The sequence below is a fragment of the Streptomyces sp. NPDC001027 genome, assembly GCF_040299045.1.
Classification (GTDB): Bacteria; Actinomycetota; Actinomycetes; order Streptomycetales; family Streptomycetaceae; genus Streptomyces.
This window is the reverse complement of record NZ_JBEPBI010000011.1, coordinates 1-20,578: the sequence shown is the minus strand read 5'-3', so window position 1 is coordinate 20,578 and position 20,578 is coordinate 1. Positions and strand designations below refer to the sequence as shown.

Annotated in this window: 15 protein-coding genes and 1 pseudogene; 6 read left to right on the top strand and 10 right to left on the bottom strand. The window is 73.0% G+C overall.

The genetic code is table 11. The features are described from left to right. Positions 1-71 precede the first annotated feature (71 nt). A complete protein-coding gene (locus tag ABT300_RS05900; RefSeq protein WP_351672566.1) occupies positions 72-2,546 on the bottom strand; it encodes an ABC transporter family substrate-binding protein in 2,475 nt (824 codons plus the stop codon). A gap of 299 nt (positions 2,547-2,845) precedes the next feature. Between ABT300_RS05900 and ABT300_RS05895 the strand changes: the two genes are divergently transcribed. Genes ABT300_RS05895 through ABT300_RS05880 form a run of 4 tightly spaced genes read left to right on the top strand, consistent with a single transcriptional unit; the run spans position 2,846 to position 6,756 of the window. Continuing rightward, positions 2,846-3,136, top strand: coding sequence for an Rv0250c family protein (locus tag ABT300_RS05895; protein WP_351672564.1), 291 nt, complete (start codon positions 2,846-2,848; stop codon positions 3,134-3,136). A gap of 46 nt (positions 3,137-3,182) precedes the next feature. After that, positions 3,183-4,016, top strand: coding sequence for a succinate dehydrogenase subunit SdhC (gene sdhC, locus ABT300_RS05890; RefSeq protein ID WP_351672563.1), 834 nt, complete (start codon positions 3,183-3,185; stop codon positions 4,014-4,016). Positions 4,017-4,048: 32 nt separating this feature from the next. Continuing rightward, positions 4,049-5,989 (top strand): fumarate reductase/succinate dehydrogenase flavoprotein subunit, encoded by a 1,941-nt coding sequence (locus ABT300_RS05885; RefSeq protein WP_351672561.1) that lies wholly within the window; start codon positions 4,049-4,051, stop codon positions 5,987-5,989. Next, positions 5,986-6,756: a succinate dehydrogenase/fumarate reductase iron-sulfur subunit gene (locus ABT300_RS05880; RefSeq protein ID WP_351672559.1), complete on the top strand. Its 771-nt coding sequence runs from the start codon at positions 5,986-5,988 to the stop codon at positions 6,754-6,756. The genes ABT300_RS05885 and ABT300_RS05880 overlap by 4 nt, the downstream gene beginning before the upstream one ends. Here the strand turns inward: ABT300_RS05880 and ABT300_RS05875 are convergent. Continuing rightward, positions 6,737-7,069, bottom strand: a complete 333-nt coding sequence (locus tag ABT300_RS05875) for a hypothetical protein (RefSeq protein WP_351672557.1) — start codon at positions 7,067-7,069, stop codon at positions 6,737-6,739. The two genes, ABT300_RS05880 and ABT300_RS05875, sit on opposite strands and share 20 nt — an antisense overlap. A 62-nt stretch (positions 7,070-7,131) precedes the next feature. Beyond that, a complete protein-coding gene (locus tag ABT300_RS05870) occupies positions 7,132-8,304 on the bottom strand; it encodes a glycoside hydrolase family 18 protein (RefSeq protein ID WP_351672555.1) in 1,173 nt (390 codons plus the stop codon). A gap of 352 nt (positions 8,305-8,656) precedes the next feature. On the opposite strand from ABT300_RS05870, the gene ABT300_RS05865 reads away from it, so the two are divergent. After that, positions 8,657-10,285: a hypothetical protein gene (locus ABT300_RS05865; protein WP_351672553.1), complete on the top strand. Its 1,629-nt coding sequence runs from the start codon at positions 8,657-8,659 to the stop codon at positions 10,283-10,285. Between the two features lie 148 nt (positions 10,286-10,433). Here ABT300_RS05865 and ABT300_RS05860 read toward each other — a convergent pair whose 3' ends face one another. The 7 genes and pseudogenes from ABT300_RS05860 to ABT300_RS05830 all read right to left on the bottom strand — a co-directional run bounded on the left by ABT300_RS05860 (position 10,434) and on the right by ABT300_RS05830 (position 19,783). Further along, entirely contained in the window at positions 10,434-13,052 is a 2,619-nt protein-coding gene (locus ABT300_RS05860) for a SpoIIE family protein phosphatase (protein ID WP_351672551.1), read from the bottom strand. Positions 13,053-13,321: 269 nt separating this feature from the next. Beyond that, positions 13,322-13,750 (bottom strand): ATP-binding protein, encoded by a 429-nt coding sequence (locus tag ABT300_RS05855; RefSeq protein ID WP_351672549.1) that lies wholly within the window; start codon positions 13,748-13,750, stop codon positions 13,322-13,324. Positions 13,751-13,862: 112 nt separating this feature from the next. Next, positions 13,863-14,327 carry a (deoxy)nucleoside triphosphate pyrophosphohydrolase gene (locus ABT300_RS05850; RefSeq protein ID WP_351672547.1) on the bottom strand — a complete coding sequence of 155 codons (465 nt, stop codon included), beginning with the start codon at positions 14,325-14,327 and terminating at the stop codon, positions 13,863-13,865. Between the two features lie 180 nt (positions 14,328-14,507). After that, a pseudogene (locus ABT300_RS44415) lies at positions 14,508-14,681 on the bottom strand (SPOR domain-containing protein); the annotation flags it as partial. 459 nt (positions 14,682-15,140) lie between these two features. Then, positions 15,141-15,893: a GntR family transcriptional regulator gene (locus ABT300_RS05840; RefSeq protein ID WP_351672543.1), complete on the bottom strand. Its 753-nt coding sequence runs from the start codon at positions 15,891-15,893 to the stop codon at positions 15,141-15,143. A gap of 147 nt (positions 15,894-16,040) precedes the next feature. Continuing rightward, the gene (locus ABT300_RS05835) at positions 16,041-17,396 is read right to left on the bottom strand and encodes a DUF4190 domain-containing protein (protein WP_351672541.1); all 1,356 of its coding nucleotides are present in this window, start codon (positions 17,394-17,396) and stop codon (positions 16,041-16,043) included. Between the two features lie 233 nt (positions 17,397-17,629). Then, positions 17,630-19,783 carry a DEAD/DEAH box helicase gene (locus tag ABT300_RS05830; RefSeq protein WP_351672539.1) on the bottom strand — a complete coding sequence of 718 codons (2,154 nt, stop codon included), beginning with the start codon at positions 19,781-19,783 and terminating at the stop codon, positions 17,630-17,632. Positions 19,784-19,940: 157 nt separating this feature from the next. Here ABT300_RS05830 and ABT300_RS05825 point away from each other — a divergent pair, with 157 nt between their 5' ends. After that, the gene (locus tag ABT300_RS05825) at positions 19,941-20,522 is read left to right on the top strand and encodes a Uma2 family endonuclease (RefSeq protein ID WP_351672537.1); all 582 of its coding nucleotides are present in this window, start codon (positions 19,941-19,943) and stop codon (positions 20,520-20,522) included. Positions 20,523-20,578 lie beyond the last annotated feature (56 nt).

Here is a 20,578-nt window from a genome sequence, read left to right as displayed (position 1 = left end):
CCCATGGTACGTGGCCCTGCGGGGGAAGGCCTCCGCAGGGCCGCCGGGGTCACCGGCCGCTCACGTCCCGATCACTTGCGGGAGGCGCTCGCGGAGGGGCTTGCGGCCTGGCCGGAGGGGGTCTTCGCGCTCTTCTCGAGGAAGCCCATGTCCTCGTAGACGGGGGTCTGGAATCCGAAGGCGCCCACGTTCACCACGTTCTTGCGCACCGCCGTGAGCTGGGGACGCTGGTAGAGAGGAATCGATCCCGCAGCAGCCCAGATCCGTGAGTCCGCCTTGCGGAGCAGGGACCGGCTCCGGCCCTCGTCCAATGTCGCGAGCGCCTGGTCGAAGAGCTGGTCGACCTGGTCGGTGCCGACCCGCGTGTAGTTCTGCTCGACGCTCAGCGAACCGTCGGCGGCCGGCTGCGGCTTGGCGTAGATCGGCCGGGCGTCGGTGGCGGGGAAGGCGGACGCCGGCCAGGAGTAGAGGGCGAGGTCGTACTGGCCGGACGCGATGTGGTCCTTGAAGTAGCTCTCGTCCGAGACCTTGGTGATCTCCGTGCGGATGCCGACCTTCGCCAGCATCTTCGTGATCCGCACGGCGACCGTCTCCAGGGACTCCGATCCCGGCCCGGACGGCAGCACGAACCGCAGGCTGAGCGCCTTGCCGTCCTTGGCCAGCGCCTTGCCCGCGGCGCCGGCCGGGGCGGCGGAGCCCTTCGGAGCGGCGGTGCCCGTCGGCTCACCGGAGCCCTTCGGGGCGGCGGTGCCCTTCGGGGCGTAGGCGCCGGGGAGGCCGCCCGGGCGCGCCTGCCGGTACTGCGCGCCGTCCTGGGCGAGCCGGTGACCGCCGTCCGCGCCCCTGGCGCTGTTCCTCGCGTTCTCGCTGCCCGCCGCGCGGGTCGTCGCACCGCGGCCGGTCCCGGCGGGCGCCTTGTCGTCCTCGCCGACGACGTAGGCGCTGTCGTCGTCCTCGGAGGCTGCGCCGGCCTTCTTTTCCGCGGCGTCGGCCTTCTTCCCCGTGGCGCCGGCCGCCTTCTCGCCCTGCTCCTCGACCGGGCCGCCGAGCACCCAGCCTGCGTCCGCGAGCAGGGCCCGCGCCTCCTCGGCGTCCTGGTCGCCGAGCGCTCCGCTGTTGTCGGCGTAGACGTCCTGTCCGGCGAGGGCGAGGTGACTGCCGACGGGCTCCGCGGGCAGCCCCAGCGGCTTCAGCACGAGCTTGGCCAGTTCCCCGCGGTCCAGGGCCCGGGCCACGGCCCGCCGCACCCGCTCGTCCGCGAGCGGCCCGGTCTCGCCGTTCAGGGCCAGCTGCGTGTAGGCGGGCTCGAGCGATCTGCGCACCTCCACGTCACGCAGAGCCTTCTGCTGACGCACGAACGCCGCGACCGTCTTGCGCAGGTCGGCGAGGGCCTTCGTGTCCTCCTCGGTCGACTCCTTGCTCTTGCTCTTGCCCTTGCCCTTGTTCTTGCCCTCGTCCGCGTCCTCGTCCGTGCTCTCGTCCTTGGCCTTGCTCTTGTCCGCGTCCTTGGCCTTGCTCTCGGTCTTGGCCTTGCTCTCGGTCTTGGCCTCGCTTTCCGCCTCGGCCATGTCGTCGGTCAGGCCGTGGGCGCGGGCCCACGCCCGCAGGGCCTCCTCGGCGGCCCGCCCGGAGCCGGTGTCCGCCGGCGGTCCGGCCGCGCCGCCCGCCGCGCCGTCGACGCGCTGCGCGGTGGCCGGGTCCACCTCTGCCACGTCGATCTTCCCGGCGGCCAGCGCGGAGGCGCGTTCGTCGCGTTCGACGGCCGTCAGGGTGATCCCGGAGAGCTTGGCCGGTCTGCCCCACCAGCGCGGGTTGCGGGCGAGGCGGACCTCGTGGCTCTTGGTGTCGACCTTCTGGACCAGGAAGGGACCGGCGGTCACCTTGAGCTTGCGCCGCGCCCCGTCGTTGAACGCGTCGGGCGTGCCCATGACGTCCTTCGGGTACAGCGGGGAGAAGAGCGAGCGCCAGTCGGCGTAGGGGCGGCTGAAGGTGACCTTGACCTCCAGGTCGTCGGCCCCGCGCTCGATCTTCTCGATGCGCTCGTAGCCGGCGTTGCGGGCGGTCCAGTAGGCGCTGTCCTTCCCGGACAGCGCGCGCCACTGGGCGGCGAAGTCGGCCGCGCCGATCTCCCGGCCGTCGCTCCACACGGCCTGCTGGCTGAGCTTGTACAGGACGACCTGCTTGGGCTCGGTGTCGACGACCTTCGCGGACTCCAGGTAGTCCGCGTCGCGCTGCGGCCGGCCCTGCGCGTCGATGCGGAACATCGACGGCAGCACGGCCTGCGCGACCCGGGTCGTGGCGGCGTCGGCGTCGGCCTGGAAGGTGTTGAGGGTCTCGGGCGTCGCGTCCACGGCCCAGCGCAGCGTCCCGCCGTCGGCGACCTGGGCGCGCGCGGTCCGGCCGATGTCCTGGCGGGCCAGCGGGCGGCCCGCCTCGTCGGTGGACCCGCAGCCGGTCAGCAGGGGCGCCGCGAGCACGCCCGCGGACAGGAAGGCGACCGAGCGCATGACCGAGCGCAGTCCGACGCTGTCGTAGGACTTCGACATCTCTGGTACCTCCGGGGAGCCGCTGGCAGTGCGTTCTGATCACATTTGGCGGTATTTTTGAGTTGATCAGATCTACGGCCCACTGAAGAGGAAAGGGTTCGCCTGCCGGGAGCGACACGGCGGCGGGGCCCCGCAACCCCACTCGTGCGGAGCAACGCAACCCCTCCGCACTCCCTCCGCACCCCTCCGTATCCGCCAATCACTGCACACGCCTTCACATCCACCGTTGTGACGCGCAACACTCGCAGGCGCATGAACGTTGCCGTCCCGGGCCCTGCCCACGGAAGCGAGGTCATGTCATGTCCGTGCACGACGACCTGACAACCGTCCAGCGTTGCCTCGACGACCTCTCCCGGTCCGTCGGCCGCCTGGAACAGCAGATCGGCAGCGGCGGCCTGGAGATGCGCCGCGTCCGCACCGACGCGGACCACCTGCGGGAGAGCGTCGCGCTGCTGCGCGAGGCCGCCGCCCATCCCGGCGCCCCGCGCAAGCCCGAACTGCTCACCATCCCCGACACCCCCTACGACGACTCCCTGTGGATCGACACGGACGACGAGGGACTCGGCGCCCGGGACCGACACGCCCCCTGACCCGAGCCTCCCGACCGAGCCTCCCGACCCGAACCGGAGTCCTGCGTTGGCCACTGGTACGGAACCCGCCCCCACCGACCCCCATCCCCCGAGCGGCGTACGCGGCGCAGGCCGCGCCGCGATCGCCGCGCCCCATCTGCGGACCGACCGCTGGTGGCTGGCCCCCGCCGCCACCGCCGCCGGTCTGCTGGCGTTCGTCGTCTACTCGACCTGGCGGGCCTTCGCGAACGCCGACTACTACGCGGCCCCCTACGTCTCGCCGTTCTACTCCCCCTGCCTGGCGGAGAACTGCGACGCCATGCGGCACGGCCCCAACGCGGAGCTGTTCGGCGCCTGGTGGGGGATCTCCCCCGCGATCATCATCCTGATCTTCCCGCTCGGCTTCCGGCTGACCTGCTACTACTACCGCAAGGCCTACTACCGGGGCTTCTGGGCCTCGCCCCCGGCCTGCGCGGTGGCCGAGCCGCACAGGAAGTACACCGGTGAGACCCGCTTCCCGCTGATCCTGCAGAACATCCACCGGTACTTCTTCTACGCCGCGATCGTCGTCGCCGGGATCCTCACCTACGACACCGTGCTGGCCTTCCGCGACGAGCACTACGCGTGGGGGCACATGGGGCTCGGCACCCTCGTCTTCCTGCTGAACATCGGGCTGATCTGGGCGTACACGATCTCCTGCCACTCCTGCCGGCACATCGTCGGCGGCAAGCTGAAGCACTTCTCCAGGCACCCCGTGCGCTACCGGGCGTGGCAGTTCGTCGGCAGGCTCAACGCCCGTCACATGCAACTGGCCTGGGCGTCGCTGGTGAGCGTGGCGCTCGCCGACTTCTACGTCTATCTCGTCGCGTCCGGTGTCTTCGACGATCCGAGGTTTTTCTAGATGCTGCCGAACCTGATGAGTGGGGCCTGCTGATGTCCGTGGTCGACCGCCAGGAGTGGGACGTCGTCGTGGTCGGCGCGGGAGGCGCCGGACTGCGGGCCGCCATCGAGGCCCGTGAACGCGGCGCCCGCACCGCCGTCATCTGCAAGTCGCTGTTCGGCAAGGCGCACACCGTCATGGCCGAGGGCGGCATCGCGGCGGCGATGGCCAACGCCAACGAGCACGACAACTGGCAGGTCCACTTCCGCGACACCCTGCGCGGCGGCAAGTTCCTCAACCAGTGGCGGATGGCCGAGCTGCACGCCCAGGAGGCCCCGGACCGGGTCTGGGAGCTGGAGACCTGGGGCGCCCTCTTCGACCGCACGAAGGACGGCCGGATCTCCCAGCGCAACTTCGGCGGCCACGAGTACCCGCGCCTCGCGCACGTCGGCGACCGGACGGGCCTGGAGCTGATCCGCACCCTCCAGCAGAAGATCGTCTCGCTCCAGCAGGAGGACCACAGGGAGACCGGCGACTACGAGTCGCGGCTGAAGGTCTTCCAGGAGTGCACGGTCACCCGGATCCTGAAGGACGGATCGAGGGTCAGCGGCGTCTTCGCCTACGAGCGCGAGACCGGCCGCTTCTTCGTCCTTCAGGCGCCCGCCGTGGTCATCGCGACCGGCGGCATCGGCAAGTCCTTCAAGGTGACGTCCAACTCGTGGGAGTACACCGGCGACGGCCACGCGCTGGCCCTGCTCGCCGGGGCGCCCCTGCTCAACATGGAGTTCGTGCAGTTCCACCCGACGGGCATGGTCTGGCCGCCGTCGGTGAAGGGCATCCTCGTCACCGAGTCGGTGCGCGGCGACGGCGGGGTGCTGCGCAACTCCGAGGGCAAGCGGTTCATGTTCGACTACGTCCCCGACGTCTTCAAGGAGAAGTACGCCGAGTCCGAGGAGGAGGGCGACCGCTGGTACGAGGACCCGGACCACAACCGGCGTCCGCCCGAGCTGCTCCCCCGTGACGAGGTGGCCCGCGCCATCAACTCCGAGGTGAAGGCGGGCCGCGGCTCCCCGCACGGCGGGGTCTTCCTGGACGTGTCGACGCGGATGCCTGCCGAGGTCATCAAGCGCCGGCTGCCCTCGATGTACCACCAGTTCAAGGAACTCGCCGACGTCGACATCACCGCCGAGGCCATGGAGGTCGGGCCGACCTGCCACTACGTGATGGGCGGCATCGCGGTCGACTCCGACACGGCCGCCGCACGGGGCGTGCCGGGACTGTACGCGTCCGGCGAGGTGGCCGGCGGCATGCACGGCTCCAACCGGCTCGGCGGCAACTCCCTCTCCGACCTGCTGGTGTTCGGCCGGCGGGCGGGCCTGCACGCCGCCGAGTACGCGGCGGCGACGGCGTACGAGCGCCCGCCGGTGGACGACGCGCAGGTGGACGCGGCGGCCGCCGAGGCGCTGCGCCCCTTCTCCGCCGAGACGGCCGACGAGGGGCCCGCGAGCGGCCCCGCGGAGAACCCGTACACCCTCCATCAGGAACTCCAGCAGACCATGAACGACCTGGTGGGCATCATCCGCCGGCAGGCCGAGATGGAGGAGGCCCTGAACCGGCTGGCGCAGCTGCGGGTCCGGGCCCGGCGGGCCGGCGTCGAGGGCCACCGCCAGTTCAACCCGGGCTGGCACCTGGCGCTCGACCTGCGGAACATGCTGCTGGTCAGCGAGTGCGTGGCGCGGGCGGCCCTGGAGCGCACCGAGTCGCGCGGCGGCCACACCCGCGAGGACTGTCCGGCGATGGAGCGGACGTGGCGCAACGTCAACCTGATCTGCCGGCTCGCCGATCCCACCGGGGACCCGGCGTCCGACGACCCGCAGCGCGGCCGGATCCAGCTCGTCCGCGAGACGACCGAACCGGTCCGCCCCGACCTGCTCGCCCTCTTCGAGAAGGAGGAGCTGGTCAAGTACCTCACCGAAGAGGAGCTGTGCGAATGAGCGGCTACGAGGCACGGTTCCGGGTCTGGCGCGGCGACACGGAGGGCGGCGGTCTGGAGGACTTCGCGGTCGACGTCAACGACGGCGAGGTGGTGCTGGACATCATCCACCGGCTGCAGGCCACCCAGGCGCCCGACCTCGCGGTGCGCTGGAACTGCAAGGCGGGCAAGTGCGGTTCCTGCTCCGCGGAGATCAACGGGCGGCCCCGGCTGATGTGCATGACGCGCATGTCGGTGTTCACCCCGGACGAGACGATCACCGTGACCCCGCTGCGGGCCTTCCCGGTGATCCGCGACCTGGTCACGGACGTCGGGTTCAACTACCGCAAGGCAAGGGAGGTCCCGGCGTTCGTGCCGCCCGAAGGGGTCGGGCCGGGCGAGTACCGGATGTTCCAGGAGGACGTGGACCGTTCGCAGGAGTTCCGCAAGTGCATCGAGTGCTTCCTGTGCCAGGACACCTGCCATGTGGTGCGCGACCACGAGGAGAACAAGGCGGCGTTCGCCGGCCCCCGCTTCCTCATGCGGGTCGCCGAGCTGGACATGCACCCGCTGGACGGGGCCGAGGCGAGCGGCCTGGACCGCAAACGCACGGCCCAGGACGAGCACGGCCTCGGCTACTGCAACATCACCAAGTGCTGCACGGAGGTCTGCCCCGAAGGCATCAAGATCACGGACAACGCGCTGATCCCGCTGAAGGAACGCGCCGTCGACCGCAAGTACGACCCGCTGGTGTGGCTGGGCTCGAAGATCAGGAGACGGTCGTCGTAGACGCCGGGGGCAGCCGGGGGGTGCGGCCGGGGCGGCGGGCGAGCATCTGCACCCCGAGCCCGGCGAAGTTGACGGCCATTCCGGCGATCGGGATGTAGAAGTTCACCGCCGGCCGGTCGGTGGCCAGCGGGCCCAGGCACATGAACAGGCCGAGGCCCACGGCGCTCATGAGGGCGCCGGTCCCCCACAGTCTCGGCCGCAGCACCCGCGCGCGGCCCCGCGGCGGCACCCACTCCCGGGTGACTGCCGCGACGCCCATCGCTCCCATGATCGTCACGCAGACGACGCCGAAACCCACCAGAGCCCAGTACATGAGGTCATGATCCCAGCGCCCCCTGCCTTCACCAGGGGGCGACGGGTAAAAAGCCCGTCCGTCTACCGGACCCAACCGTCCTGGTACGACGTCCAGTCGGTCTCCGTCGCCGCGAAGTCCACGTACGCCGCGACGCCGAAGTTCTCGCGGTCGGCGTCGGTGCGGGACAGGCCCAGCCGGACGCCCCGGACGGCGGCGGCGACCGTCTCCGCGTGCGCCCAGTGGCCGAAGCGGTTCTCCCGGTAGAAGGGCAGGCCCATCAGCAGGTCGGTGGAGCGCGGAGTGACCTCCAGGGCGAGGGACGTCTGCTGGGCGACGTAACCGCCGTACGTGCTCTGCAGCGGCTGCATGGTGTCGTACGACATCACGGCGATCTGGTCGACGCGGCGGGCGACCTGGCCGAAGAACTTCTGCGACCACCACTTGGGGTGCCCGGTGGTCGTGCCCCAGAAGGAGTGGAATCCGGGCACCGGGTCGATCTGGTGGGCGGCGACGGACAGCTGGGCGTGGTGCTCCCGGGTGACGGCGCGCAGGGAGTCGAGCAGGGCGAGGTAGTCGGCGTCGTCGGAGTGGAGGGGTTCGAGGTCGAAGTGGGCGCCCTCGAAACCGGCCGCGAGGATCTCGCGGGTGGACCGCACGACGGCGGCGCGGGTCTCCGGCCGCTCCAGCCGCATGCCGTCCGGGGTCTCCGTGGCGAGCACGTCGCCGAGCCAGGCCTGGACGCGCAGCTTCGGCGCCTCCCGGTGCACGGCGGCTATGAACCACCGCGCGTTCGCGTAGGCGGACTTCGGCAGCGTGCCGTCGTGCTCCAGCGGCCCGGCGTGCACATAGAGGTCCCGCATGCCGGTGTCGGCGAGGCGGCGGGTCAGGGTCTCGACGTCGGCCTCGGTCTTGCGGCCGTCCACCCAGGCGTGGCCCAGCCAGATGGCGTCCTTGCCGCGGGTGTACGTGCCGTCGCCCGGGTCGCCCAGGTAGTTCACGCGCAGTGCGGCCTCGGCGACGAGGATCGGCGTCAGGAGCAGCAGGACGAGGACGAGGGCGGCGCGGCGGACCCGGCGCAGCCGACGTGGGCGCGGCCCGCGGCCGTCGGCGCCGCCCTCCGCGTCGGACGCGGCGTCCGACGCGGGCGGCGGCTCGGGCGGGGCGTCACCGCGCTCGGCGGCGGGGGGTGCGGGGGCCGCGCGCGCGGGGGCTGCGGCCGGGGCCGGGTCGGCGGTCTCCGCGGCGGGGGACACGGGTGCGGCGGCTGCAGCGTCCGTATCCGTATCCGTATCCGTATCTGTGCCCGTGCCCGTGCCCGTGCCCTTGGCCTTGTCGGCGGTGGGGGCAGGACCGGGCCGTTGCCTGGGCGTCGGTTCGGCCTGCAGGGCCCTGCTCTCCGTCGGCTCCGGCTCCGGTCTCGGCTCCGGTGTCGGCTCCGACTCCGGGCTCAGCTGCACTGGCGGCTGCTGCACTTGCGATTGCGACTCCGTGCGTTCCGGCGATCGGTCCATCCCGGTCGTCCCTCCCGTGTCGTTGCGCCCCACCGCCCCCGCCCCGGGTGTATCCCGCTCGCGTGACCGGATACACGGCCATACGCTCCCAAATGTGACCTCTTCCCTGCCTCGAGGCCGGCCGCGGCGTCCCGGGCCGCACATATCCGTGCGGGTGGCGCACGCCCTGCTGGGCTGTGCGATCGGGCTCGTGTGGCTGGTGTTGCCAGGGATGACGTCCCGCGACGACGCTCCGGTTGCGATCAAGGAGCCGGCGTCCGCTCCGAGCTCCGTCGCGGCCGCCGTGGAGGAAGAGGACGAGACGTCCGCCGCCGACCTGGTGCTGCCGCTCGTGGCGGTCGCCGCGGTCGGCGCGCTCGCCGGATACGGGTATGTGCGCCGGGTCCGTCGGGCCCGCAGCCGGACCACCCCCGGCGGGTCGGCCGACGGCCCCCCGCCGCCGCGATCCGCGATCCGGCCCCTCGCCGCCCTCGACGAGCGCGCCTGCGCCGCGCTGGTCGAGGCCGACGACCGCATCCGTGCGACCCGCATCGAACTCGACTACGTCGACGCCCTGTTCGGCGGTCAGACCGTGGCGCCCCTGCGCCGGACCGTCGAGGAGGCCGGCGCCGAACTCGCCGCGGCGTTCCGGATGCGCCGGCGGTACGACGAGGGCACGCCGGCCGAGGAGGCCCCACGAACGCACGCGCTCGCGGGGATCGTCGGACGGTGCGAGGAGACGACACGGCGACTGGACTCGGTGGCCGACGCCCTGGGGCGGCTGCGCGGCCCGGACGGCGGGCCGGACGCGGCCCTGGGCGTCGCCGAGGGCCGGTTCCGGGAGCTGACGGGGCTCGTGGCGGCCTCGGAGACCGTCCTCGCGGACCTGCGGACGCGGTACGCGCCCACCGCCACCGCCTCCGTCGTCGGGAACGTCGAACAGGCCAAGGACCGGCTGCTGTTCGCCACCGTCCGACTGAACGAGGCCCGTCAGTCCGCCGATTCGGGACGCGCCGGGACGGCGGCGGCGCATCTGCGGGCCGCCGAGGCCGCGGTCGCCCAGGCCGCGGTCCTGCTCGGCGGGGTCGACCGGCTCGCCGCGCTGCTGAAGGCGGCCGAGCAGACGGCGCCTGCCGCCCTGACCGGTGCGGAGGCGGAGCTGTCCGCGGCCCGGGCAGACGAGGCGGCGGCCACGGCTCCCGGCGCGCACGCCCAGTTGCGGCACGCGGACGCTGTCCTTGCCTCCGTGCGGCAGGAGCTGACGGCCGGCCGGCCCTGGGATCCGGTCGACGTGCTGCGCCGGATCGTGCGGGCCACGGAGCCGTTCGCCCCGGTGCGGGGCGGGGTGCTGCCGGCCGCCGCCCTGATCGCCGCCCGCGCCGCCACGGGCACGGCGGCGGACTTCGTCGAGACGCACCGCGGCGTGGTCGGCGCCGCCGCGCGCACCCGGCTGGCCGAAGCGGAACGTCTCCTCGCCGCGAACGATCCGGCCGACCGCCGCGCCGCCGACGACCTCGCCCTGGAGTCCTGGGAGCTGGCCGGGCAGGACGTGAGAACGCACGGCAATCCCGGCCCCGCACCGGAGGGGGCGACCGGTGAGAGCGGCGCGGCCGGCGCCGCGCTGGGCGGCATCGTCCCACCCGGACCCGCCCCCGACGGCACGCACACAGCCCCCGCCGCCCCACAGCCCGGCGACACCGACCCCCCGCCCGGCCTCGCCGACCCAAGCCCCGGCGGCACGTGACCACGCGGCGGCGACGCGAAACCCGGCTGGACGCAGGCCACGTCGGTCGGTCGTCCTGCCTCCCGTCCGTCCTGCCTGCCGTCCCTCGGGTGCCGTCCCTCGTGTCTGCCGTCCCTCGTGTCCGCCGTCCGTCGTGTCCGGGCGGGGGTCAGAACAGGCTCAGCAGGGCCTCCGCCGGGTCCGTCAGGCCCGTCTCGCCGTCCGGCAGCGGCAGTTCGAACCACACCGTCTTCCCGCGCGGTGTCCGGCGGGAGCCCCAGGCCGCCGCCAGCAAGCCGACGAGCTGGAGGCCGCGGCCGCCCTCGTCGGTGTCCCGGGCGCGGCGCCTGCGCGGCTGGACGAGGCCGGCGTCCCAGACCTCGCACACCAGGGTGCGGTCCAGCAGCAGCCGTAGCCTGATCTCTCCCTCGCCGTACCGCAGCGCGTTGGTGACGAGTTCGCTCACCAGCAGTTCCGTCGTGTCGACGAGGGGTTCGAGGCCCCAGGCGATCAGCCGGCCGCGGGCGTGCTCCCGGGCCCGGCCCACACTGCGCGGCTCACGGGGCAGGGTCCAGTCGCCGACCGAGTCGGCGGGCAGGCCCTGCACCCGGGCCATGAGCAGCGCGATGTCGTCCTCGCCGTGGTGCGAGTCGAGGGTGCTGAGGACGTGGTCGCAGACGTCCTCGAGGGGAGCGGAGGGATCGGTGAGAGCGCCGACGAACGCGTTGAGGCCCTCGTCCAGCGGATGGTCGCGGGATTCGACGAGGCCGTCCGTGTAGAGCGCCAGCAGCGCACCCTCGGGCAGTTCGACCTCGACCTCCTCGAAGGGCTCGCCGCCCACGCCGAGCGGCATGCCGGGCGGCACGTCGAGCATCAGCGCCGGCTCACCGGGCTCGACGAGGACCGGCGGGAGATGGCCCGCGTTGGCGAAGGTGCAGCGGCGGGTCACCGAGTCGTAGACCGCGTAGACGCAGGTCGCGAGGTACACCTCGGACAGGTCGGCCTCGCGGGGGCGGCGGGCGGCCCTGGTCGCCTGCTGGACGCCTCCGGGGGTGCCGAGACCGCGCGCGATCTCGTCCAGCGCGGAGAGCACCTCCGCCGGTTCGAGGTCCAGCAGGGCCAGCGTGCGGACGGCCGTGCGCAGTTCGCCCATCGCGACCGCCGCCCGCAGGCCGCGGCCCATCACGTCCCCCACCACCAACGCGGTGCGGTGACCGGGCAGTTCGATGACGTCGAACCAGTCGCCGCCGACCTCGCTGGGACGGCCGGTGGAGACGTTGCCGGGCAGGTAGCGACAGGCGATGTCCAGGCCGGACGCCACCGGGTCGCCGGGCGGGAGCAGCGACCGCTGCAGTATCAGCGCCCGTTCGTGCTCGCGCCGGTACAGCCGGGCGTTGTCGATGCAGACCGCCGCCCGCGCCGCGAGCTCCACCGCCAGATCGCGGTCCCGGTCCCCGAACGGCTCGCTGCCCTTGGTCCGCGAGAACTGCGCGAGGCCGACGACGGTGTCGTGGGCGACCATCGGGACGGCGAGGGTGCCCTGCACGAGGCCGCCCTCGTCGCCGGGGATGGTCCGCGGGCGGGCGGTGCGCAGGGCGTCGGCGCACGGCGAGTTGAACGGGAAGTGGTGGACCGCGCCGACGGCGACGGGCGCGCCCGCCCCGGGGAAGGGCGCGTCGGAGACGGCGGACGAGAAGGCGACCCTGCGCAGTTCCGCGCTGCCGTCGGCGAGGCCGGGCGGGGTCTCGTCGCCGGCCAGCAACCCCTGGTAGAGGTCGACGGTGGCGAGGTCGCAGAAGCCGGGCACGACGACGTCGAGGAGTTCGCGCGCGGTCGTCTCCAGGTCGAGGGAGTTCCCGATGCGGGCTCCCGCGTCGTTCAGGAGGGCGAGATTGCGCCGCGCGGCGGCGGCCTCGCGGGCCGCGGCGCGCCGGGCGGTGATGTCCGTGCCCAGCCATGCGACGCCGATCGGGCGGCCGCTGCCGCTGTGCACCCGGTAGAGGTTGATCGACCAGTGCCGGCGCTCGTCGGAGCCCGGCACGAAGCCGGTGACGTGCATGTCCGTGATGGACTCGCCGGTCTGCAGCACCCGGCGCAGCGTCGCGCTGACCCGGTCGGCCTCGGACCGGGGCAGGTAGTCGTGGACGCCCATGCCGCGGTGGTCGTCGGGGGTGCCGCCGAAGACGGAGGCGAACCGATGGTTGGCGCGGCGGACCCGCAGGTCGGGGTCGATCAGCAGGAACCCGAAGGGGGATTGGCCGAAAATGGCCTGCGAGGCGGCGAGGTCCGTCTCGATGCTGCGGAGCGTGCGGACGTCGACGACGATGCACACGGCGGCCTTCTCGCCGTCCAGGCTGCGCGTGGGCATGACGTACACCTCGGCGAGGCCCTGCTCGCCGCGCCCGCCGCCGGGCACCGGGTCGGGCATCCGGAACGGGACCACACCGGTCCACTCGCGCCCGTCCAGGATCTCGGCCATCTTGCGCTGGCCGCGCTCGCGCAGGTCCGGGTCGATGAACGCGTCGATGGGGTCCATCCCCACGGCCCGCTCGGCGGGGATGCCGAAGATCTGCTCGGCGCGCAGGCTCCACTGGTCGACGAGACCGTCGGGGCCGATGGAGAACGAGGCGACCTTGATGTAGTCGTAGATCGAGCCGGGCGGGCTGCTCTGCCAGATGGCGTCGCCGGGCGCCTCGCCGTCCGGGAGATCGCCGGGCACGGCGGCCTCGGCCCTCGCGCCGCCCGACGGGTCCTCGAACTCCGTGGCCTTCGCTGGTATCTCGCTCACGCGAACCGTCCCCTCCAGCTCACCGCGCCCGGCACCGGTCACCGGCGGCGGCTGCCCGCAGTATCCAGCACTACGGGGCCGCACGACACGGTGTTCACGATCACAGCACGGTCCAGGCTTTTTCCGGCCCGTCCTGCGACGACACTTCCCGTCTTCTAACCAGCGGACACGTCGTCGAACCACACCTTCCGGCCCCGGTCGGCGACCGGAACCCGACGGCGACAGCGTCGCCCCCGCTGTACACCGGCTCATCCCCGCACCGGGGCGGGTCAATCCGGCACGGCGAGTTCGAACCACACCGTCTTGCCGGTGTCCCCCGGACGAGTACCCCAGCGACGCGAGGAGGAGGCGACCAGTTGCAGTCCGCGTCCGCTCTCGTCGTCGGGCCGGGCGATCCGCTCGCGGGGCGGCTCCGGCAGCGGGTCGGAGACCTCGACCAGGAGCACGCCCTCGAGCCGGGCGGGGCGGACCAGGCGGACGCCGATGGGACCGGTGGCGTGCCGCAGGGCGTTGGTGACGAGTTCGCTGACCAACAGCGCGGCGAGGTCGCCCACACTGTCGAGGCCCCAGGCGCGCAACTGCTCGCGCACGGCGCGGCGGGCGGTGCGCACCGCGCCGGGGTCCGCGGGGAACGTCCACTCGGCGCGGTCGCCTTCGGTGTCGATCACGCCGATCACTTCCCGGGCCAGCGAGTACACCCCTGTCTGATTTCATGGGGTTAATGGGCACATACCCGATATCAGGGAGTCAGTACCGCCGCACGGGGCGTGCTGTGGCGCGAACGGCGTACGACAGCGGTTCTGCCGCCGGTCAGCCGTCCCCCGGAACCCTCGGAGCCCCCTGAGCCCTCGGAGGCGCCTGCGCAGCGCCCGCAGCCCTCGGAAGCGTCGAGAGCGTCTCGCGGACCGCGGGCACGTCCTGGTCGAGCCAGTCGACGTGCCAGATCTCGTCCGGGGCGAGCCAGCGCAGCGCGTCGTGGTCCTGGAGGGGCCGGGGGGCTGCGGAGCCGGGGCGCAGCCGGGCGCTCCACACCTGCAGCGCATAGGGCGGTTTCAGGGGCCATTCGCCGGGGACGCGTGCGACGACGTCCGCGTCGACGCCGAGTTCCTCGCGCAGTTCGCGCGTGAGGGCCGCCTCGGGCGTCTCGCCCTTCTCGACCTTGCCGCCGGGCAGCTCCCAGCGTCCGGCGAGCTCCGGCGGCGCGCTGCGGCGGGCGGCGAGCAGACGACCGCCGTCGAACAGGGCGGCTCCCACCACCACGATCCGTTCCGTCATGCGGCGGAGCCTACGGGAGCAGGGCAACTCGCCCGGAGAGCGGTTCAGTTCCGCGGGGCGGTCCCGCGCCGACGCGGTTCAGTTCCGGGTGCCCTCGCCGTTGTGCGCCTGGACCTGCGGCTGCGCGTGGCCCGGACCCGGGGGCTGCGCCGGGACCTGGCCCTGGCCGTGCCCGTGACTCTGTCCCTGGCCGACGCGCTCGACCCAGTACAGCTGCTTGTGTCCGCGGCCGTCGAGGCTGTCCGCGATCTTCTGGGCCTCGGCCCTGGTCGCGTACCGGCCCACACGATAGCGGTTGCCGTTGTCGTCCTGCCGTATCACGTGCCAAGGCAGAGAGATGGTGCTGTCGTTCATCGCGCCGCACGCCCCCTTCCCGCCCCCGACCGCCGCCCGGATCCCGTCCGCGGCACGCCGCGCGCCCCGCCTTCCAAGGAAACCGCAATCCGCATATGCCCGAGCGTACGCCTTACCTTTACTCAGCGAACACGGATTTACACAAAGAGGTACGCAACCAGCCAGGACGCAGGGGGCGCACGAGGCCGGACGCGCCGTGCGCGCACCACGATGTGTCCGGTCGGCGGGGGTCTGGGCGCCTAGGGGGCGACCTGCGGGAACGCCCGGAAACGACCGGATTCCGACGGCGCGCGGACGGGCCCGGACCGTGGGGTTTCCGGAGGCAACTGCCGGAAGGGTGTGCGCCGTCGATGCGCATGCGCTACCGCACCGGAGACCCGACAGGCCGACGCCCGTGCGCTGCCGCATCGGCGACCCGACAGGCCGATGCGCTCGCGCCGCGCCCCGCCGGCCCGGGGGCTACTTCACCGGCAGGTGGTAGGCGACCCGGTACCGGTCGGCCGGGATCACCACGTCGGCCGTCTCGACCGGGCGGCCCGAGGCGTAGTACGTGCGCTGCACGACCAGGACCACATGTCCGGGGACGCCGCCGAGGGCGAGCAGCTCCTCCGCGAGACCGGGGCGCGCGCCCACCTCCTCCGTGACGTTGTCGACGATGACGTCGATCGCGCGCATCCGCTCCACGACGCCCATGCCGCCGAGCGGCCCCTCCTCGGGCAGCATGACGGGCGTGCGCCCGGTGAGCGCGAGGGGCTCCCACGAGGTGGAGAGCATCATCGCCTCGCCCGCCTCGCGGAAGACGTACCGGGTGCGCATCACGCGGTCGCCGGCCTGGATGCCGAGCCGCTCCGCGACGGCGGCCCCCGCCTCGGTCTGCTCACTGCTGGACTCCCACGTGCCGCGCGCGTGCGCCTCGGCCTGCTCCTGCCGGAAGGGCGTCGCGCCGCTGACCGGGCGGTAGCCGGAGCGGGCGATCCGCCGGGGCACGGGCCGCTCGCGCACATACGTGCCCGAACCGGAACGGCCCTCGACCAGCCCCTCGGCCATCAGCACCTTGCGCGCCTCGAGGGCGACGGTGTCGGAGACGCCGTACTCCTCGCGGATTCTCGCCTGGGAGGGGAGCCGGGTGTGCGGTGGCAGCGACCCGTCGGTGATCTTCTTGCGAAGATCACCCGCGACGCGCAGATACGCCGGCTGCTCACCGAATGTCACTGGCCACTCCCATCAGGTTGTACAGACAGCTACAGCCTGGCAACCGTGGGTTGAGCCGTGCAAGTAAAGGCCAGAGAATCACTCGATGTGATGACATCTATCGGCGAAACGCTTCACCCAGGCACTTTCTCCCCGCTGAGGACGTGATCACACATCGAGGCCGCTGTCGCCGTCGTCCCCGCTCGTGCCGTCGCCCGAGTCGCCGGAGTCGTCTTCGTAGTCGGGCGGTGTGGTGGCCAGGCCCAGAGCCTCGCGGGCGGTGACTGTCGTGTCGCCGTCCACGACCCCGTAGGCGATCTCGTAGTGCCGGTAGAAGGCGTCCGCGTCGGAGGCCTTCTCCGCCGCCGCCCACTCCTTGCCTGCTCGCTGCATGTCCTTCACCAGAGCGGCCATCGGCGCCCGGACCGTCGCCGGCCAGGTGCGGCCGCCCAGCACGGCGGCCTGCGCGGCGGTGACGTCGCCGGCGTCGCCGGCCCAGCTCCGGTTGGCCGCCAGATCCTCCTCGGGGAGATCGTCCGGCTCCTCGAAGAGCGTCTCGTCGACGGCGGCCATGGCCTTGAGAAAGGCCAGTTGGTCGGCGTCGAGGGTCGTCTCGTCGGCGCGCAGCGAGCCGGTGAGGGAGCCCTTCTCGTCCACGTTGCCGAAGACGCAGGTGATCTCCCGGTCACCCCAGCTCCAGCTCTCGGAGGTGGGCGTGAGGTAGTAGACGTCGACCTCCTCGGTCAGCGCCCAGGGATCCATCGCGTAGGCGTGCTGGAGCGTGAAGCACTTGTCGTCGGCCACCTCCACGACCTCGTCCTCGCCCGGGTAGTCACGGCCGGACAGCGGGATCGTGGCGAACACCTCGGCGTCGTGCTCGCCGGAGCAGGGCACCTCGTCGACGTCGTAGACGTCCGAGCCGAAGGTGTCACCGGGCACGTCGAAGCAGTCGCCCTTGGCCAGCGAGAAACTGGAGCCGGGGCCCGCGCCCTCCTTGAACCCCTCCCAGAACTCGGCGGCTCCGCCGGTCGCCAGCATCAGGACCCACAGCGCCAGCCCGACGGAGGACAGGACGGCGCCCGCGACCGCCATCCCCTTGCCGCGCTCCCCGCGCTTCTTGATCTGCGCCAGCGCGACGATCCCGAGCACCAGACCCACGCCCGGCAGGAAGCAGAGGATGCCGAGCACGAGGGCGGCGATGGCCACGCCGTTGATGACCGAGGGCCGCCCGTAGGGGCTGTAGCCCTGCCCCCACACCGGATACGGCGACGCCCCGTAGGGGGCCTGCGGGTACGGCCCCTGGGGGTACGAGTACGGCGGCTGGCCGTACGGGGAGGGCTGCTGGTCATACGGGGAGGGCTGCTGGGGCGGGGCGAACGGGTTCTCGGGAGACGGGCCTTGAGGGTAGGGACCCTGCGGCTGGGGACCCTGCGGGTGGGAACTCCGGGCGTACGGGCCCTGCGGGGGCGGAGGCTGGTACGGGTCCTGGGGCTGGTGGGACTCCGGGGGCGGAGGTATGGACACGAGTACCGTGCTCCTGGTTCAGACGGGTCGGGCTGTCGGGCTGTCGGGTCTCGGCTGGGCTGTCGGGCGATGGGTCGGGCGGGCGGCGGGGCGGTCGGGCGTGCGGCGTGCACCCGGACGCCGTCGCGGTCGTCGGGGACGGCCGCCGAGCACGGCCGCCGGCACGAACCGACGTGCGACCGGCCGCGATCGGCATACGGCTGGGCGCATCGTAAGCCCGGGACGAGTCCGCGCTACCGGGCGTCCCGCGGCTCACCGGCGAGCCTGCGCTGCTCGTCCTCCACGATCCGGCGGGCGAGGCCGTCGTCGGACACGTCGACCGCGTCCGGCGTCGCCTCCGCCGTGTCGCTGCGGCGGGCGTAGGCGTCGAAGAGCCGGGTCTTGCTCTCGAGGATGCGCAACAGCCGGTCGTCCACGCTGTCCGTGACCAGCAGGCGGTGCACCTGGACCGCCCGCACCTGGCCCATGCGGTGCGCCCGGGCCACGGCCTGGTGCTCCAGGGTCGGCTTGGTCTGCGGCTCGCACAGGACGACCACCGACGCGGCCTGGAGGTTGAGCCCGACGCCGCCCGACTCGATCTGGCAGAGCAGCACCGCGGCTCCCTCCGCGGCCGTGAAGTCGTCCACGAGCCGCTGCCGTCGGACGGCCGGGACGTCGCCGGCGATCGGCCCGAACACGGCGCCGCCCAGCGCGTCCCGGACCGCGGTGAGGACGTCGCGGAAGTACGAGAACACGACGGTCTTCAGGCCGTTCTCCGTGGCCTCCCCGACCAGTTCGCGCAGCCGCTGCAGCTTCGCGGACTTCTCCGGGTCGGCGTAGGCGGCCCGGCGCATCGCCATGAAGTTCCCCGCCGCGACCGCCGTCCGGTACGCGTCCTCGTCGGCGGCGCTGAACTCCTCCCACTCGTCGACGTGGATCAGCGCGGGCAGTTCGGTGAGCACGTCCTTCTGGTTGCGGCGCAGATAGGCGGGGGCGACCGCCTTGCGGAACACCAGCGGGCCGGCCGCCGTACAGCTGTCGTGGATCGCGGGGAGGAGGTCGGGCTGGAGGCAGCGCACCAGGGCGCGGAACTCCTCGACCCGGTTCTCCATCGGCGTGCCGGTGAGGAACAGGACCCGGTCGCACAGCCCGGTCCACACCGCCACCGAGCGGGCGCGCCGGGTCGCGGGGTTCTTGACGTAGTGCGCCTCGTCGACGACGAGGAGTCCGGGCGGCGTCGCCCCGTCCGGCTCGGGCAGGGTGTGCAGCACGTCGAAGGTGGTGACGGCGACCCCGCCGCGCTCGCGCCACTCGGCGTACGCGTCCCGCCGGTCCGGACCGTGCACCGGCACCGCCCTGAGCGTGCTGCGCGCGCGGATCTCCCGGGTCCAGTTGATGAGCACGCCGGCCGGGCACACCACCAGGAAGTGGGCGTGGCCCTCGGCCGCCAGGTGGGCGAGCACGGCGATCGCCTGGACCGTCTTGCCGAGCCCCATCTCGTCCCCGAGGACGACCCGCCGCCGGGCCAGCGCGAACCGCGCCCCGAAGACCTGGTAGCCGCGCAGGGAGACCCGGCGGTGGGTGTCGTCGAGCCGCTGGGCGTGCACCTGCTCGGCCACGTCCGACGGCACGAAGCCCTCGGCGGCCGCGGTGTCCGACGGGTGGGCGCAGATCTCCGCCAGCAGGCTGTAGTACTCGGCCGAGCGCACCTCGAAGTCGACCCACGGCTCGATGTCGGAGGCCGGTTCGCGCAGCAGGTCGGCGGTGGCCTGCGCGAGGTGCAGCGCCACGCCGGCCTCGGCGGCCTCGGCCGTCAGCGCGGTCAACGCGGTGACCGCGGTGCGCGCGGCCTCCCGGCGGGGCCGTCCGGCGAGGGCCAGCCGCAGCCGGCCGGTGGCCGGGCGGACCGCGGGCAGCAGTTCGCCGAGCTGCTTCTCGTACCGCTCGGCGGCGGCCACCGCACGGGGCAGTTCGGGGCCGGCCTCGACGAGCCGGTACAGCGCGCCGACCAGGGCCGCGGTACCGGGCTCGGGACGGTCGACGTCGATCCGCACGGAGACGGTCTCCCCGACCGCGCGGGCGATCTGCCGTGCGGCGGCGAGGACTTGGTCGGCGGTCTGCGCGCCGACGCCGGGGATCAGCCGGAGCTGGTGGCGGCCGGCCTCGTACACCTCCCGGACGGAGCCGAAGCCGGCCCCTTCGACGGCCGCGAGCCGCAGCCGTCCCTCGGTGACGTCCTTCAGCCGGGTGAGCGCGATGGACCCGAGCTCATCGGCGACGAGCGCGTCCCTGAGCGGCGCGTGAGCGGCTCGGACGGCGTCCACGGCACGGGCGTGGTCGGCCCGCAGCGCGACAGCGGCGTCGTACAACCGCGCACCTTGCGCGTACAGCTCCCCCACCCGTGTCACGCCGCCCCCTCCCCCACGCACCGAACACCCCCCATGCTCGCATCGAACGGGAGGTCCCGGACGCGCCGAGGGTCCGGCGGACGACGCCCCGGCCGCACGTCCTCGCGCCGACGACGATCTCGTGGCCCGCGCCGCAGCGAGTCGCTACCGTTGAGCCATGACCGCACTGCCCGACTGGATGCGCCCCCCGCGTGCGGAAGGCTGGTTCGCGGAGGACCTGGACCGCCTCCCCGAGGCGCCACGCCACACCGAGCTCATCGACGGAGCCCTCGTCTTCATGATGTCGCCGCAGCGAGCCTGGCACGGCCGCCTCGTCACCGCTCTCACCACCACCCTCATGGCGCAGGCGCCAGCCGGTATCGAGGTCGAGCGGGAGATGACGATCCGCCTCGATGCCCGGAACCGCCCCGAGCCGGACCTCCTGCTGACGAACGTGCCCTACGACCCCGATCGCACCTGGTACGCCCCGGAGGACGTGAAACTCGTCATCGAGGTCGTCTCACCCGAGTCCGCGCACCGGGATCGCACGGTCAAGCTCCGCAAGTACGCGGAGGCGGGCATCCCCCACTACTGGCGTGTGGAGGACGAGGACGGGGATCCCGTCGTCCACGTCTACGAACTCGACGAGCCGACCCGTGCCTACGCGCCCGCGGGCATCTTCCGAGGGGAGCTCCGACGGCCGGTGCCCTTCGAGATCAGCCTGGACCTCGACAAGCTCACCCCGCCCCGGCGCGCCTGATCTAGAAGGCTGATGAAGATCTTGGTGAGGGCTGTCCGGCCGTCAGGCCGGACAGC

Excerpts from the sequence above, each read along its gene's own strand:
- ABT300_RS05875 (WP_351672557.1), bottom strand. The coding sequence starts at position 7,069 with ATGTACTGGGCTCTGGTGGGTTTCGGCGTCGTCTGCGTGACGATCATG.
- ABT300_RS05885 (WP_351672561.1), top strand. The coding sequence starts at position 4,049 with ATGTCCGTGGTCGACCGCCAGGAGTGGGACGTCGTCGTGGTCGGCGCG.
- ABT300_RS05900 (WP_351672566.1), bottom strand. The coding sequence starts at position 2,546 with ATGTCGAAGTCCTACGACAGCGTCGGACTGCGCTCGGTCATGCGCTCG.
- ABT300_RS05880 (WP_351672559.1), top strand. The coding sequence starts at position 5,986 with ATGAGCGGCTACGAGGCACGGTTCCGGGTCTGGCGCGGCGACACGGAG.
- ABT300_RS05825 (WP_351672537.1), top strand. The coding sequence starts at position 19,941 with ATGACCGCACTGCCCGACTGGATGCGCCCCCCGCGTGCGGAAGGCTGG.
- ABT300_RS05895 (WP_351672564.1), top strand. The coding sequence starts at position 2,846 with ATGTCCGTGCACGACGACCTGACAACCGTCCAGCGTTGCCTCGACGAC.
- ABT300_RS05850 (WP_351672547.1), bottom strand. The coding sequence starts at position 14,327 with ATGACGGAACGGATCGTGGTGGTGGGAGCCGCCCTGTTCGACGGCGGT.